This window comes from Pseudomonas sp. CFBP13509 (assembly GCF_005233485.1).
GTDB classification, from domain to species: Bacteria; Pseudomonadota; Gammaproteobacteria; order Pseudomonadales; family Pseudomonadaceae; genus Aquipseudomonas; species Aquipseudomonas marginalis.
On the sequence record NZ_QGAA01000018.1, the window covers coordinates 83,460 to 95,552 of the forward strand.

General features: G+C 61.9%; 12 protein-coding genes. 5 read left to right on the top strand and 7 right to left on the bottom strand.

Annotation, left to right across the window (positions count from 1 at the left end; translation table 11 throughout):
* Positions 1-113: 113 nt before the first annotated feature.
* Positions 114-878: a sulfite exporter TauE/SafE family protein gene (locus PspCFBP13509_RS25085; protein WP_137212844.1), complete on the bottom strand. Its 765-nt coding sequence runs from the start codon at positions 876-878 to the stop codon at positions 114-116.
* Positions 879-985: 107 nt separating this feature from the next.
* Here PspCFBP13509_RS25085 and PspCFBP13509_RS25090 point away from each other — a divergent pair, with 107 nt between their 5' ends.
* Positions 986-1,882: a LysR substrate-binding domain-containing protein gene (locus tag PspCFBP13509_RS25090; protein ID WP_065947223.1), complete on the top strand. Its 897-nt coding sequence runs from the start codon at positions 986-988 to the stop codon at positions 1,880-1,882.
* Here the strand turns inward: PspCFBP13509_RS25090 and PspCFBP13509_RS25095 are convergent.
* Together PspCFBP13509_RS25095 and kynU are read right to left on the bottom strand one after the other, a co-directional pair.
* Positions 1,828-3,234: an amino acid permease gene (locus PspCFBP13509_RS25095; RefSeq protein WP_137212845.1), complete on the bottom strand. Its 1,407-nt coding sequence runs from the start codon at positions 3,232-3,234 to the stop codon at positions 1,828-1,830. The genes PspCFBP13509_RS25090 and PspCFBP13509_RS25095 overlap by 55 nt on opposite strands.
* A gap of 117 nt (positions 3,235-3,351) precedes the next feature.
* Positions 3,352-4,602: a kynureninase gene (gene kynU, locus PspCFBP13509_RS25100; RefSeq protein ID WP_137212846.1), complete on the bottom strand. Its 1,251-nt coding sequence runs from the start codon at positions 4,600-4,602 to the stop codon at positions 3,352-3,354.
* Positions 4,603-4,746: 144 nt separating this feature from the next.
* On the opposite strand from kynU, the gene PspCFBP13509_RS25105 reads away from it, so the two are divergent.
* The gene (locus tag PspCFBP13509_RS25105; protein ID WP_003176072.1) at positions 4,747-5,220 is read left to right on the top strand and encodes an Lrp/AsnC family transcriptional regulator; all 474 of its coding nucleotides are present in this window, start codon (positions 4,747-4,749) and stop codon (positions 5,218-5,220) included.
* A gap of 80 nt (positions 5,221-5,300) precedes the next feature.
* Here the strand turns inward: PspCFBP13509_RS25105 and catA are convergent, their stop codons facing one another.
* Genes catA through PspCFBP13509_RS25120 form a run of 3 tightly spaced genes read right to left on the bottom strand, consistent with a single transcriptional unit; the run spans position 5,301 to position 7,702 of the window.
* A complete protein-coding gene (catA, locus tag PspCFBP13509_RS25110; RefSeq protein ID WP_065925955.1) occupies positions 5,301-6,230 on the bottom strand; it encodes a catechol 1,2-dioxygenase in 930 nt (309 codons plus the stop codon).
* Between the two features lie 41 nt (positions 6,231-6,271).
* Complete coding sequence (gene catC / locus PspCFBP13509_RS25115) at positions 6,272-6,562, bottom strand: muconolactone Delta-isomerase (protein WP_027607668.1); 291 nt, start codon at positions 6,560-6,562, stop codon at positions 6,272-6,274.
* Positions 6,563-6,574: 12 nt separating this feature from the next.
* The gene (locus PspCFBP13509_RS25120) at positions 6,575-7,702 is read right to left on the bottom strand and encodes a muconate cycloisomerase family protein (protein ID WP_137212847.1); all 1,128 of its coding nucleotides are present in this window, start codon (positions 7,700-7,702) and stop codon (positions 6,575-6,577) included.
* Positions 7,703-7,816: 114 nt separating this feature from the next.
* On the opposite strand from PspCFBP13509_RS25120, the gene PspCFBP13509_RS25125 reads away from it, so the two are divergent.
* On the top strand, positions 7,817-8,692 hold the full coding sequence (locus PspCFBP13509_RS25125; protein ID WP_065925953.1) for a LysR family transcriptional regulator: 876 nt from the start codon (positions 7,817-7,819) through the stop codon (positions 8,690-8,692).
* Positions 8,693-8,737: 45 nt separating this feature from the next.
* Here PspCFBP13509_RS25125 and PspCFBP13509_RS25130 read toward each other — a convergent pair whose 3' ends face one another.
* The gene (locus tag PspCFBP13509_RS25130; RefSeq protein ID WP_137212848.1) at positions 8,738-9,730 is read right to left on the bottom strand and encodes an AraC family transcriptional regulator; all 993 of its coding nucleotides are present in this window, start codon (positions 9,728-9,730) and stop codon (positions 8,738-8,740) included.
* A 312-nt stretch (positions 9,731-10,042) separates the two neighbouring features.
* On the opposite strand from PspCFBP13509_RS25130, the gene antA reads away from it, so the two are divergent.
* A complete protein-coding gene (gene antA, locus PspCFBP13509_RS25135) occupies positions 10,043-11,434 on the top strand; it encodes an anthranilate 1,2-dioxygenase large subunit (protein ID WP_065925951.1) in 1,392 nt (463 codons plus the stop codon).
* A complete protein-coding gene (gene antB / locus PspCFBP13509_RS25140; protein ID WP_065925950.1) occupies positions 11,434-11,925 on the top strand; it encodes an anthranilate 1,2-dioxygenase small subunit in 492 nt (163 codons plus the stop codon). Before antA ends, antB begins: the two co-directional genes overlap by 1 nt.
* Positions 11,926-12,093 lie beyond the last annotated feature (168 nt).

Sequence of the window (12,093 nt, forward strand, 5' to 3'; positions counted from 1 at the left end):
GCATCCAGAAGGTTGAAAATGTCTGGACGCAGCCTATCCACCTCGGCCCTTCGGAATAAGCCGGCACCGGGCAAAATACCTTTGACCACAAGGCACGAATGGATCACTAATTGTTAACCGCCGATCAGCAAATGCCCGCCCAGCAGTGCCATGCCGATAAAAAATACCCGCTTGAACAGCACCGCACTGATGCGCTGGCGCACCACCTGGCCCAGCCACATGCCCAGCAGCGCCGGCACCAAGGCCAGCAACGAGGCATTGATTGCGCCAGCGCCCAACGTCCCGCGCCAGGCCAGACCGGCGGCCAGGGCCAGGGTCGATACCGTGAACGACAACCCCAACGCCTGCACCAGTTGATCGCGATTCAAACCCAGTGCCTGCAGGTACGGTACGGCAGGAATCACAAACACACCGGTGGCCGAGGTGATGAGGCCGGTGATCAGCCCGCACACCGGGCCCAGCCAACGCTCGGTCCGGGCCTTGACCTTGAACGTGGGCAGGAACAGTCCGCTCAGTGCATACGCCAGCAACGCCGCGCCCAGTGCGCGCACCACCCATTGCCCGCCGTCCATCCCCAGCCACACCGTGCCCAGCCCAGTGCCGAGGAAAATCAGCAGCAACATCGGCCACAGCCGCCGGAGCAACGCACTCAGGTGCCCGCCGAATGCCAACTGCCACAGGTTGGTGACGGTCGAAGGGATGATCAGTAATGCCGCAGCCTGCGCCGGTAACATAGCCAGGCCGAGCATGCCCATGGCGACAGTGGGCAGGCCCAGGCCGATGATACCCTTGACCGTACCGGCCAGCAGGAAGGTGCCGATCACCAGCAAGGTAAGGGCGGGGCCGAGGTTCTGGTAAAACGCGAGGAAGGTATTCATGGGCAGAGTGTGCGACTTTTCGATGCGCTCTAAAATTCGCCATATACTGAGGCAGCCTCTTGTTTTGCGTGAGCCTGAGGCCCGTCTACTCCCTCGAGCCATCAGCCATGCACTTTGACCTGATCGACCTGCGCCTCTACCTGCACACCCTCGACACCGGCAACATCACCGCCGGCGCGGCCCGCAGCCATTTATCCCTGGCCGCCGCCAGTGCCCGCATCCGGGCGATGGAGGCGTCGTTGGGCATCGAGTTTCTCCAGCGTGGACGTCGCGGCGTCACCCCCACACCGGCAGGCAAGGCCCTGGCCCGTCACGCCCGCCTGTTGTTGCAACAGGCCGAGCACCTGCAACAGGACCTGGCGGAATATGCCAAGGGCGTCAAAGGCCAGGTGCGCCTGCTGTGCAACACCACTGCGCTCAGCGAATACCTGCCGGAACTGCTCGCGGACTTTCTGCGCGAACACCCCAACCTCGATATCGACCTGCAGGAATTGCCCAGCCTGCGCATCACCCAGGCCTTGCGCCAGGGCACGGCGGAGCTGGGGATCATCTCCGACGCCGTGGACACCCATGGCTTGCAGACTTTGCCCTTTCGCGACGACCCGCTGGCGCTGATCATGCCGCACGACCATCCCCTGGCGGGCGGCACGGTGAGCTTTGTCGACAGCCTGCAATACGACTACGTGGGTCTGGCCGCCGCCAGCGCCCTCGCGGTGTACCTGGAAGAACAGGCACTGCACGCGGGCTTTCGTGTGCAGACGCGCATCCGCGCCGACGGTTTTGACGGGTTGATTCGCATGGTGGCCCGCGGCGCCGGCCTGGGCATCGTGCCCCAGGCGGCGCTGGCGCGCTGGCCAGCGCCGCGCCGCTTCATCGCCCAACCGTTGCAGGAAGAGTGGGCTTGCCGCACGTTGCTGTTATGCGCGCGTTCGTTCGAACAATTGCCGGGTTACGCCAAGGCCTTGTTCGATGCCTTGGCCCTGCCCTTGCGGAAAAACCCGTAATACACCGCGGACAGAATCAGCAGGAACGGCACGCCAAACACCAGGGTCATCTTGAACGCTTCGGTGAAGTACGTGGTGATCATCACTGCGCCCATCAGCATCAGCCCCAATAACGTGCTGTAGGGAAACAGGCGCAACTGGAACGACAGCTTCGCGCCGCCATGACGCTTGCGATAGCGCCGGAAGAACAGGTGCGTGAGGAAGATCATGAACCAGGTGAAGATCGCGCCAAACATCGAGATCGCCATCATCAGGGTGAACGAACTTTCCGGGTACACCAGGTTCAACAGCGTCGCCAGGGCGATGCCCGAGCTGGACAACAGCAAGGCATTCAGCGGAATGCCGCTCTTGCTCAACGCCCCCATGGACCTGGGCGCAAAGCCGGCGCGGGACAGGCTGAACATCATGCGCGTGGTGATGTAGAGCTGGCTGTTCATCGCCGACAAGGCCGCAATCAGGATCACGAAATTCATTACCCCGGTGGCGCCGGGAATGCCGATGGTCTGCATCACCGTGACGAACGGGCTCTGGGCCTGGCCGGCCTGGTTCCATGGCACGATGGCGAGCATCAGCGCCAGGGTCAGCAGGTAAAACACCACCAGCCGCACGATGGTCGCGCGAAAGGCTTTCTTCACGGCCTGCTCCGGGTCCGCCGCCTCACCGGCAGCCACGGCAATCATCTCGACGCTCAGGTAGCTGAAGATCGACACGATCACGGCGATCCACATGCCGCTCAAGCCATGGGGGAAAAACCCGTCGTGGGCCGTGTAGTTCTGCACCCCGTATTGCGGGTTGCCGGAGCCGAATACCACGTACACCGCGAGGATGATGAAGCCGACGATGGCGCTGATCTTGATCGTCGAAAACCAGTATTCGAAGTTGCCGAAAGTCTTGACGCTGATGGCGTTGAGCAGGATCAGCACGCTGGAAAACGACACGATCCACACCCATTCCGGCACGTGGGCGAACCAGTACTTCATGTACATCGCCACCGCCGTGACCTCGGCCCCCACCGCCAGCACAATCGCCGCCCAGTAGGCATAACGCACCAGGAACCCGGCCAGCGGGCTGATGTAGAACTCGGCATAGGCGCCGAAAGAGCCCGAGGTGGAATGGGCCACCGTCATCTCGGCCAGGCAGCCCATCAGCAGCAAGGTGATCAACGCGCCGATCGCGTAGCTCACCAGCACGCTGGGCCCGGCGTAGCCGATGGCATAGGCGCTGCCCATGAACAGCCCGGTGCCGATGGCGCCACCGATGGCGATCATGCTCATCTGGCCGGAAGTGAGCTGGCGCCTCAGGCCCAGTTCGCGGTGGGTGATCTCGGCAAAGCCGTTGTCGGGTGTGCTCACGTGGTGTGCCCCTTTATTATTGTGGTTGCACTATTTGGATATTGACGCAAATCCCCTGTTGGAGGGGGCAAGTCGAATCATCGCACCGCCCCTCCCACATTTTGATCTGCATTATCTTCAGGTGACGCTGTGGCGGACCTTGAATTGCGGCTGGTCCCAGGTGCCGTTGTCGAGAATCTCACCGAGGATTTCCACCGCATCCCACACCTCGGTAAAACTCGTGTACAGCGGCGTAAACCCAAAACGCATGATGCGCGGCTCGCGGTAATCACCGATCACGCCACGTGCGATCAGGGCCTGGATCACCGCATATCCCTCCGGGTGTTCGAAGCTCACATGGCTGCCACGCCGAGCGTGTTCACGGGGAGTGATCAGCACAAGGTTGTGGGCGGCGCAGCGGCTTTCGACCAACTCGATAAACAGGTCGGTCAGCGCCAGGGATTTGCTGCGCAGGCGGGCCATGTCGGTCTGTTCGAAAATCTCCAGGCCGCATTCCACCATCGCCAGCGACGTGATCGGCTGGGTGCCGCACAGGTAGCGGGCGATGCCGGCGCTCGGCGCATAGCTGGATTCCATGGCGAACTGCCGGGTATGCCCGAACCAGCCCGACAGCGGCTGGTGCACCAGGTCTACCAACGCCGGGTTGACCCACACGAACGCCTGGGAGCCGGGGCCGCCGTTGAGGTATTTGTAAGTGCAGCCAATCGCATAGTCAGCACCGGCCCCGTGCAGGTCGATGGGCACTGCGCCCGCTGAATGCGCCAGGTCCCAGATGCTCAGCGCGCCGCATTCATGGCTCAAGGCGGTGAGCGCCTGCATGTCGTACATGTAGCCGGTCTTGTAGTTGACGTGGGTGAGCATCACCACCGCCACGTCGCCGTCGATGGCCCGGGGCAGTTCATCCGGGCTGTTGACCAGGCGCAGGGAATAGCCCTGTTGCAGCAACTCGGCGAGGCCCTGGGCGATGTACAAATCGGTGGGGAAGTTGCTCGCTTCGCTGACGATCACCTTGCGCGCCGGCTCACGTTGGCGCTGCACGCTCAAGGCGGCGCTGAGCACCTTGAACAGGTTGATCGAGGTAGTGTCGGTGATCACCACCTCACCGCCCCGCGCACCGATCATCGGCGCCAGGCGGTTGCCCAGGCGCTGGGACAAGTCGGCCCAGCCGGCGCTGTTCCAACTGCGGATCAAGCCATTGCCCCACTCTTGCGCGATGACCGCCTGCGCCCGCGCCAACGCCGCCACCGGACGCGCACCGAGGGAGTTGCCGTCCAAGTAGATAACGTCCTGCGGCAAGGCGAACTGCTGACGTAGCGGCGCCAGCGGGTCCTGGGTGTCGAGGGCTTGGCAATGGCTGCGAGGGGTCATGGGTTGTCCTGGTTTTTGTCAGTGAGGATGCAGCAAATAATGAACGAAGATTTAGAGAATTTTCGTGCAAAGTGGTGGGTAACAGGCTAATTAAGCTGTAGGAAATTCGAATTTAACCCCTAAATACGCGGATTTATTCTAACCATGATCCTTGACGCCACCGACCTGCGCCTCCTGCATTTCCTGCAACAGGATGGCCGTATCAGCAACCAGGAACTGGCGGAAAAAGTCGCGTTGTCGCCCTCTGCCTGCCTGCGTCGTCTACGCCTGCTGGAGAGCGAAGGGATTATCAGCGGCTACCGTGCAGTGTTAAATGCCGAGCAGTTGGGGATTGAACTGGAGGCCATCGTCCACCTGTCATTGCGCCAGGATGTGGAGGATTGGCATGAGACGTTTATCAAGAAGGTGCAAGGCTGGCCGGAAGTGGCCAGCGCCTACGTGATCACCGGCGCCAGCAACTATGTGCTGCGGGTGCAGGCACGCAACCTCAAGCACTTTTCGGACTTTATCGTGAACCACCTGAACCGCACGGCGGGGGTGATGGATATCCGCTCGGAGATTGTGCTGCAGAAGATCAAGGATCGGGATGAGGTGCTTGATCTGGTCGTTCGCAAATAGTCAGCCACGACACCGATCAAATGTGGGAGGGGCGGTGCGACGATTCGACTTGCCCCCTCCCACATTTTTGACCGTATTGATCAATCCTCCAACGCGCGAACCCGCTGCATGCGTTTTTGCTCTACCGGCGCTGCGGCGGTCTGCAACTCAAAGTCAAAATCAATCTGTGCAAACCGCCCCTCCACGCCAAACTCCCGCGCCAGTTGCTGATCGTCACTGAAGCGAATCTCGGCAATCAATTCGTCCCGCGTCGCGTAGGCAAAATCATCGTGCAGGTACGGGTCATCCGACAGGTTGATCTGGGTGGTCAGGTGCCGATACCCCGGCGCCGAGATGAAGAAGTGGATATGCGCCGGGCGCTGCCCGTGACGCCCCAGTTGATCGAGCAACTGCTGGGTCGGCCCGGTCGGCGGGCAGCCGTAGCCCGACGGCACGATGCTGCGAAAGCGGTAGTTGCCCTGGGCGTCGGTCTCGATACGGCGGCGCAGGTTGAATTCGGATTGCGTCGGGTCGAACCACGAATACGTACCGCCGGTATTGGCCTGCCACACATCGACAATCGCCCCCGCCAACGGCTTGCCGTCGGTGTCGCGCACCTGCCCGCGCATAAACAGCGGCACAGCGTCGTCCTTGCCATCGTCCAGCCGCGCCTCGTACTTCGACAGCGGCGCGCCGGCCACATACAGCGGACCTTCGATGGTGCGCGGGGTACCACCGGACTTGCCGGCTTCCTCGTCGGCGGCGTCCATCAGCATATCCAGGTAATGCTCCAGGCCGAGCCCGGCGGCGAGCAGTCCGGCCTCCTGGTGCTTGCCCAGTTCGTTGAGGTAGTTGACCGCCTTCCAGAACTCTTCCGGGGTCACGTCCAGGTCTTCGATGATGTTTACCGTATCGCGCAGGATCCGGTAGATCAGCGCCTTGGTGCGCGGGTTGCCGCCGTCAGTGAGGTTGCCGCTGGCTTCTTCGAGAAACCGTTGGGCCTGGGCAGTCTGGGACAGTCGGATGGACATGGTGCGTTCCTCATCTTGTAGTTATCAGGGTGAAAACCGGCCTAGCGGTCGTCTTCATGGATTGACGAAGGGTGCCGGCACAAGGCATTCACTTCGATGGCCATGTAGGGGTAAAGCGGCAGTTGCATCAGCAGGTCATGCAGTTCTTGCACGCTGTCGACGTCGAACACGCTGTAGTTGGCGTAGAGCCCGGCGATGCGCCATAAGTGGCGCCATTTGCCCTGGTGCTGCAGACGCTGGGCAAAGGCCTTTTCGTCGGCCTTGAGGCTGGCGGCGCGCTCGGGGTGCATGTCGACGGGCAGGTTCACGGTCATTTTTACGTGGAACAACATGGGCGGCGCCTCTTAGTGTTTGTCACGACGGAAGAACGCCAGGCGCTCCTCATCGATGGCCAGGCCCAGGCCCGGCATGTGGGAGACATGCAGCTGGAAATCGCGGTACAGCGGCGGCTCGGCAAGAATGTCTTCGGTCAGCAACAGCGGGCCGAACAACTCGGTGCCCCACGCCAGTTTGTTCAGCGTGAGGAAGGCATGCGCCGACGCCAGGGTGCCGATCCCCCCTTCCAGCATGGTGCCGCCGTACAGGCCGATACCAGCGGCCTCGGCAATCGCGGCGGTGCGCAATACCGCGCGGGGGCCGCCGTTCTTGGCGATCTTCAGGGCGAACACCGAGGCCGCGCCTTCACGGGCCAGGTTGAAGGCATCTTCCACACACTCGATGGATTCGTCGGCCATGATCGGCGCCGGGCTCGACAGGTTGAGCCGGGCCATGCCGCCACGGTTGTTACGCGAGATCGGCTGTTCGATCAGGTCGACGCCGTGGTCGCCGAGCACCTTGCACGCACGCAGGGCCACGGCTTCGTCCCAGGCCTGGTTGACGTCGACGCGCACGCTGGCACGCTCGCCCAGGGCCTGTTTGATCGCGATGACATGGGCCAGGTCCTCGCCAACTTCACCGGCACCGATCTTCAATTTGAAGATGCGGTGGCGGCGCAGGTCGAGCATCTTTTCGGCCTCGGCAATGTCCTGGGCGGTATTGCCGCTGGCGAGGGTCCAGGCCACCGGCAGTGCATCGCGCACACGCCCACCGAGCAGTTCGCTGACCGGCAGGTTCAGGCGCTTGCCAAGGGCGTCGAGCAAGGCGCTTTCGACACCGGATTTGGCAAAGGTGTTGCCGCGAATGCTGCGTTCCAGGCGCAACATGGCCGCGTTGATATTGCTGGCGTCCTGGCCGATCAGCAGTGGGGCGAAGTGACGGTCGATGTTGACCTTGATGCTCTCGGGGCTCTCGTTGCCGTAGCTCAGGCCGCCGATGGTGGTGGATTCACCGATGCCTTCGATGCCGTCGGCGCAGCGCACGCGGATGATCACCAGGGTCTGGTTTTGCAGGGTGTGCATCGCCAGCTTGTGCGGGCGAAGGGTGGGAAGGTCGACGATAATGGTCTCGATCGACTCGATGGCGCAAATCGGCATGGCAATACCCGCTGGGTTCTTTATAGATTTACGTCGATTCTGTGCCGCATTTTTCCTGGCTTCCAATATAGAATTAGTCTCGAGCAATACCCTTAAGGTATGAAAGGAGCCGTTATGGAACTGCGTCATCTGCGCTACTTCCAGGTGTTGGGGCAGACCCTCAACTTCACCCGCGCGGCCGAACGCCTGCACATCGCCCAGCCACCGTTGAGCCGGCAGATCCAACAATTGGAAGAGGAATTGGGCGTGATTCTGCTGGAGCGTGGCCGACCGCTGCGGCTGACCGAAGCCGGGCGGTTTTTCTATGAGCACGCCAATGTGTTGCTCGAACAATTGGCCAAGGTCTGCGACAACACCCGCCGCATCGGCCAGGGCGAGAAGACCTGGCTGGGCATCGGCTTTGCGCCGTCGACCTTGTATGGCGTGCTGCCGGAATTGATCCGGCGGTTGCGCAGCCATGAGGCGTTGGAACTGGAGTTGGGGCTGTCGGAGATGACCACCTTGCAGCAGGTCGAGGCGCTCAAGGCCGGACGTATCGACGTGGGCTTCGGGCGCATTCGTATCGACGACCCGGCCATCGTCCAGCGCGTGCTGGTGGAGGATCGGTTGGTCGCCGTGCTGCCCGCCGGCCACCCATTGCTCGATGCACCCGCGACCCTCGCCCAACTGGCCGCCGAGCCGTTTGTGCTCTACCCCGGTAACCCGCGCCCCAGCTATGCCGACCATGTGATTGCACTGTTCGACGCCCACGGCCTGAGCCTCAAGGTGGCGCAGTGGACCAACGAACTGCAGACCGCCATCGGCCTGGTCGGTGCGGGCATGGGCGTGACACTGGTGCCGGCGTCGGTGCAGGTGCTGCATCGCGCGGATATCGGCTACACGCCGGTTGTGGAAGCGACGGCGACCTCGCCGATCATTCTCAGCCGACGGGTGAATGATCAGTCGCCGGGGCTCAGTCATTGCCTGCAGTTGGTTGAAGAACTGATCTGAAATCGCCCAGGTACCGCCCCTCCCACAGGTTGATCTTCATCAGGTTCAAGTACTGCGCATACGCATGCGTTGCAGCGTCTGGCTGGGGGATTCATCGAACAGTTTTCGATACTCCGCCGAGAACCGCCCCAGGTGGGTAAAGCCCCAGCCGAAGGCGATCTCGGAGATGGTGCGGATCGATCCGTGCTCGAGGATTTCCTGGCGCACCGCACTCAGCCGGTGCTTCTTCAGGTAGGCCATGGGTGACAGGGCAAAGTACTTGCGAAACGCATCGAACAGCTTGAACCGCGACACCCCGGCAGCGGTTTCCAGGTCTTCCAGGTGCAGCGCCTCGCGGGCGTTGGCGTGAATGTATTGGCGCGCACGGATCAGGTAATGGGGCAGTTTCACCCCCAGTACGGCGCGCAGTTCTTCCGAGTAGTTGTTCGGCTGGGCGAGGATCAGGCCCTTGATCAATGAGCTTTCCAGGTCACGGGTGAACGCCGCCTGTTCATACAATTCGCTACGGCACTCCAATTCGGCGATGAAGTAGCGCGCCATGCGCCACCACGACGCCGACGCCCCCTCCACCGCATCCATCACCGGTTCAAATTGCAGCGGCGCGTCAACCGGCCGTTGCAGCAAGCCCTCCAGCGACTCGCTCATCGCCGCCCGCGTGATCACCACCTGCAACTTGCGGCAGTCACCGGATATGGCCAGCACCTGGTGTTCATTGGGCGCAATGATCACGCCCTGGTCACGGTTGGAACTCAGGCGTTGGCCGTTCTTGCTCAGCTCCTGCTCACCCACCAACGGCAGCGTGAGGCTGTAGCTGCTGAAGTGCTCGGCGTCTTCGATATCGATGGTCACGTCGGTGCCGTATTCGATCACGCCCAGGGTGGTGGCCCGGGACTTGAACACGTTGGCACTGTGATGAAAGCGCAGGCGCTCGGGCGTGCTCGTCGCCAGGCGGTGCGGCCCGCAAATGCCGGACATCCAGCTGCGGGCGCCTTCGAGGTCGAAGCGTTGGACATGGATATCGCGTGTAGGACTATTCATCAGTGTGCACCCACGGCGGTCAGGCGGTTGCGCGCTCTGGCGGCGCGTCGTTGTGGCTCCACAGCAAGTTCTACGCCACGCCGGCCCGATTGCAACCGGGTGGATAGCAACCGTCCACTATGTGGATAAACCGCAGGTGTTGACGCCCCTTGCCTCGCCAGACGGTAGCGCGTCGCGTCACCGCCCTGCACCACCGTGGGTATTTGCTGCCCAACTTTGCGGCCCACCTTCCCCCATTAAGCGGATAGCCCGCCACCTTGCCGCAGCCTCTTAATGGCTCACCTGTTCAGCCATTATCAAAAGGTGCCTCCCATGAGTGGTGCAAGAAGCGTCGAGCAATGGAAAAGCTTTATCGAGAGCTGCCTGGATTTTCGCCCGGCAGACGCCGTATTCCGCATCGCCCGCGACATGTTCACCGAGCCGGAGCTGTTTGATCTTGAGATGGAGTTGATCTTCGAGAAGAACTGGATCTACGCCTGCCATGAAAGCGAACTGGCCAATCATCATGACTTCGTGACGATGCGCGCCGGGCGCCAGCCGATGATCATTACCCGTGATGGCGAGGGCCGGCTCAATGCGCTGGTCAACGCCTGCCAGCATCGCGGCACCACCCTGACCCGGGTCGGCAAAGGCAACCAGTCCACCTTCACCTGTCCGTTCCACGCCTGGTGCTACAAGAGCGATGGCAGGCTGGTGAAGGTCAAGGCGCCGGGGGAATATCCGGAAAGTTTCGACAAGGCAACGCGCGGCCTGAAAAAGGCCCGCATCGAGAGCTACAAGGGTTTTGTCTTCATCAGCCTGGATGTGAATGGCCGTGACAGCCTGGAAGACTTCCTCGGCGACGCCAAAGTGTTCTTCGACATGATGGTCGCGCAGTCCGCCACTGGTGAGTTGGAGGTGCTGCCGGGCAAGTCGGCCTACACCTACGACGGCAACTGGAAACTGCAAAACGAAAACGGCCTGGACGGGTATCACGTCAGCACCGTGCACTACAACTACGTGGCCACGGTGCAGCATCGCCAGCAGGTGAATACCGAGAGCGGCAGCGGGTCCGCCAGCACCCTGGACTACAGCAAGCTCGGCGCCGGCGACGCCAACACCGATGACGGCTGGTTCGCCTTCAACAATGGCCACAGCGTGCTGTTCAGCGACATGCCCAACCCCAGCGTGCGCTCCGGCTACGCCACCATCATGCCGCGCCTGGTACAAGAGCATGGCCAGCAGAAGGCCGAGTGGATGATGCACCGCCTGCGTAACCTGAATATCTACCCGAGCCTGTTCTTCCTCGACCAGATCAGCTCGCAGCTGCGCATCATTCGTCCGGTGGCGTGGAACAAGACCGAGATCATCAGCCAGTGCCTGGGGGTGAAAGGCGAATCCGACGCCGACCGTGAAAACCGTATTCGCCAGTTCGAAGACTTCTTCAACGTCTCGGGCATGGGCACACCGGACGACCTGGTGGAGTTCCGCGAAGCCCAGCGTGGTTTCCAGGGCCGCCTGGAACGCTGGAGCGATATTTCACGCGGCAGCCATCGCTGGGAAACCGGGCCAACGCCGAACAGCGAAGCCATCGGCATCTCGCCGGCCATGACCGGCACCGAATTCACCCATGAAGGCCTGTACGTCAACCAGCACCGCAACTGGCAGCACTTCCTGCTCAAGGGCCTGGACCAACACGCGCTGACACTGCGGGAGGTGGAATGATGAATGCGCCATTGCAGTATCGGATCGAGCAGTTTTTCTACCTTAAGTCCGAGCTGTGCGACGCCCAGGACTGGGACGCCTACGTGCAGTTGTTCGACCCCCAGAGCGAATTCCACCTGCCGCAATGGGACTCGGAGCACGTCTACACCCGCGACCCCAAGCGCGAGATGTCGCTGATCTACTACGCCAACCGTTCGGGCTTGGAAGACCGCGTGTTCCGCCTGCGCACCGGCAAGGCGGCGTCCGCTACACCGATGCCGCGCACCTTGCACCTGATCAACAACGTACGCATCGCCGAGCAGGCGGACGGCACGCTGGAGGTCCGGTTGAACTGGCACACGCTGTTCTATCGGCTGGCCACATCGGAGCAGTTCTACGGGCATGCCACCTATCGCCTCAAGCCCCATGGCGACAGTTGGCTGATCACTCGCAAGCATGCGCTGCTGCTTAACGACACCATCAATTCGGTGCTGGATTTCTATCACCTCTAAAGCACCCTTGTTGTTGTGGTGAGCGGGCTTTTTGTGATGAGCGGGCTTGCCCCGCGCTGGGTCGCGCAGCGGCCCTTGGTGCAAGCACTGCGGTTTGGCGGGAAAAATGCGGCGACTCTCATGGGGCTGCTTCGCAGCCCAGCGCGGGGCAAGCCCGCTCACCACAAC

Coding starts and splice junctions, on each gene's coding strand:
- PspCFBP13509_RS25085 (WP_137212844.1), bottom strand. CDS start 878: ATGAATACCTTCCTCGCGTTTTACCAGAACCTCGGCCCCGCCCTTACC.
- PspCFBP13509_RS25090 (WP_065947223.1), top strand. CDS start 986: ATGCACTTTGACCTGATCGACCTGCGCCTCTACCTGCACACCCTCGAC.
- kynU (WP_137212846.1), bottom strand. CDS start 4,602: ATGACCCCTCGCAGCCATTGCCAAGCCCTCGACACCCAGGACCCGCTG.
- PspCFBP13509_RS25105 (WP_003176072.1), top strand. CDS start 4,747: ATGATCCTTGACGCCACCGACCTGCGCCTCCTGCATTTCCTGCAACAG.
- catA (WP_065925955.1), bottom strand. CDS start 6,230: ATGTCCATCCGACTGTCCCAGACTGCCCAGGCCCAACGGTTTCTCGAA.
- catC (WP_027607668.1), bottom strand. CDS start 6,562: ATGTTGTTCCACGTAAAAATGACCGTGAACCTGCCCGTCGACATGCAC.
- PspCFBP13509_RS25120 (WP_137212847.1), bottom strand. CDS start 7,702: ATGCCGATTTGCGCCATCGAGTCGATCGAGACCATTATCGTCGACCTT.
- PspCFBP13509_RS25125 (WP_065925953.1), top strand. CDS start 7,817: ATGGAACTGCGTCATCTGCGCTACTTCCAGGTGTTGGGGCAGACCCTC.
- PspCFBP13509_RS25130 (WP_137212848.1), bottom strand. CDS start 9,730: ATGAATAGTCCTACACGCGATATCCATGTCCAACGCTTCGACCTCGAA.
- antA (WP_065925951.1), top strand. CDS start 10,043: ATGAGTGGTGCAAGAAGCGTCGAGCAATGGAAAAGCTTTATCGAGAGC.
- antB (WP_065925950.1), top strand. CDS start 11,434: ATGAATGCGCCATTGCAGTATCGGATCGAGCAGTTTTTCTACCTTAAG.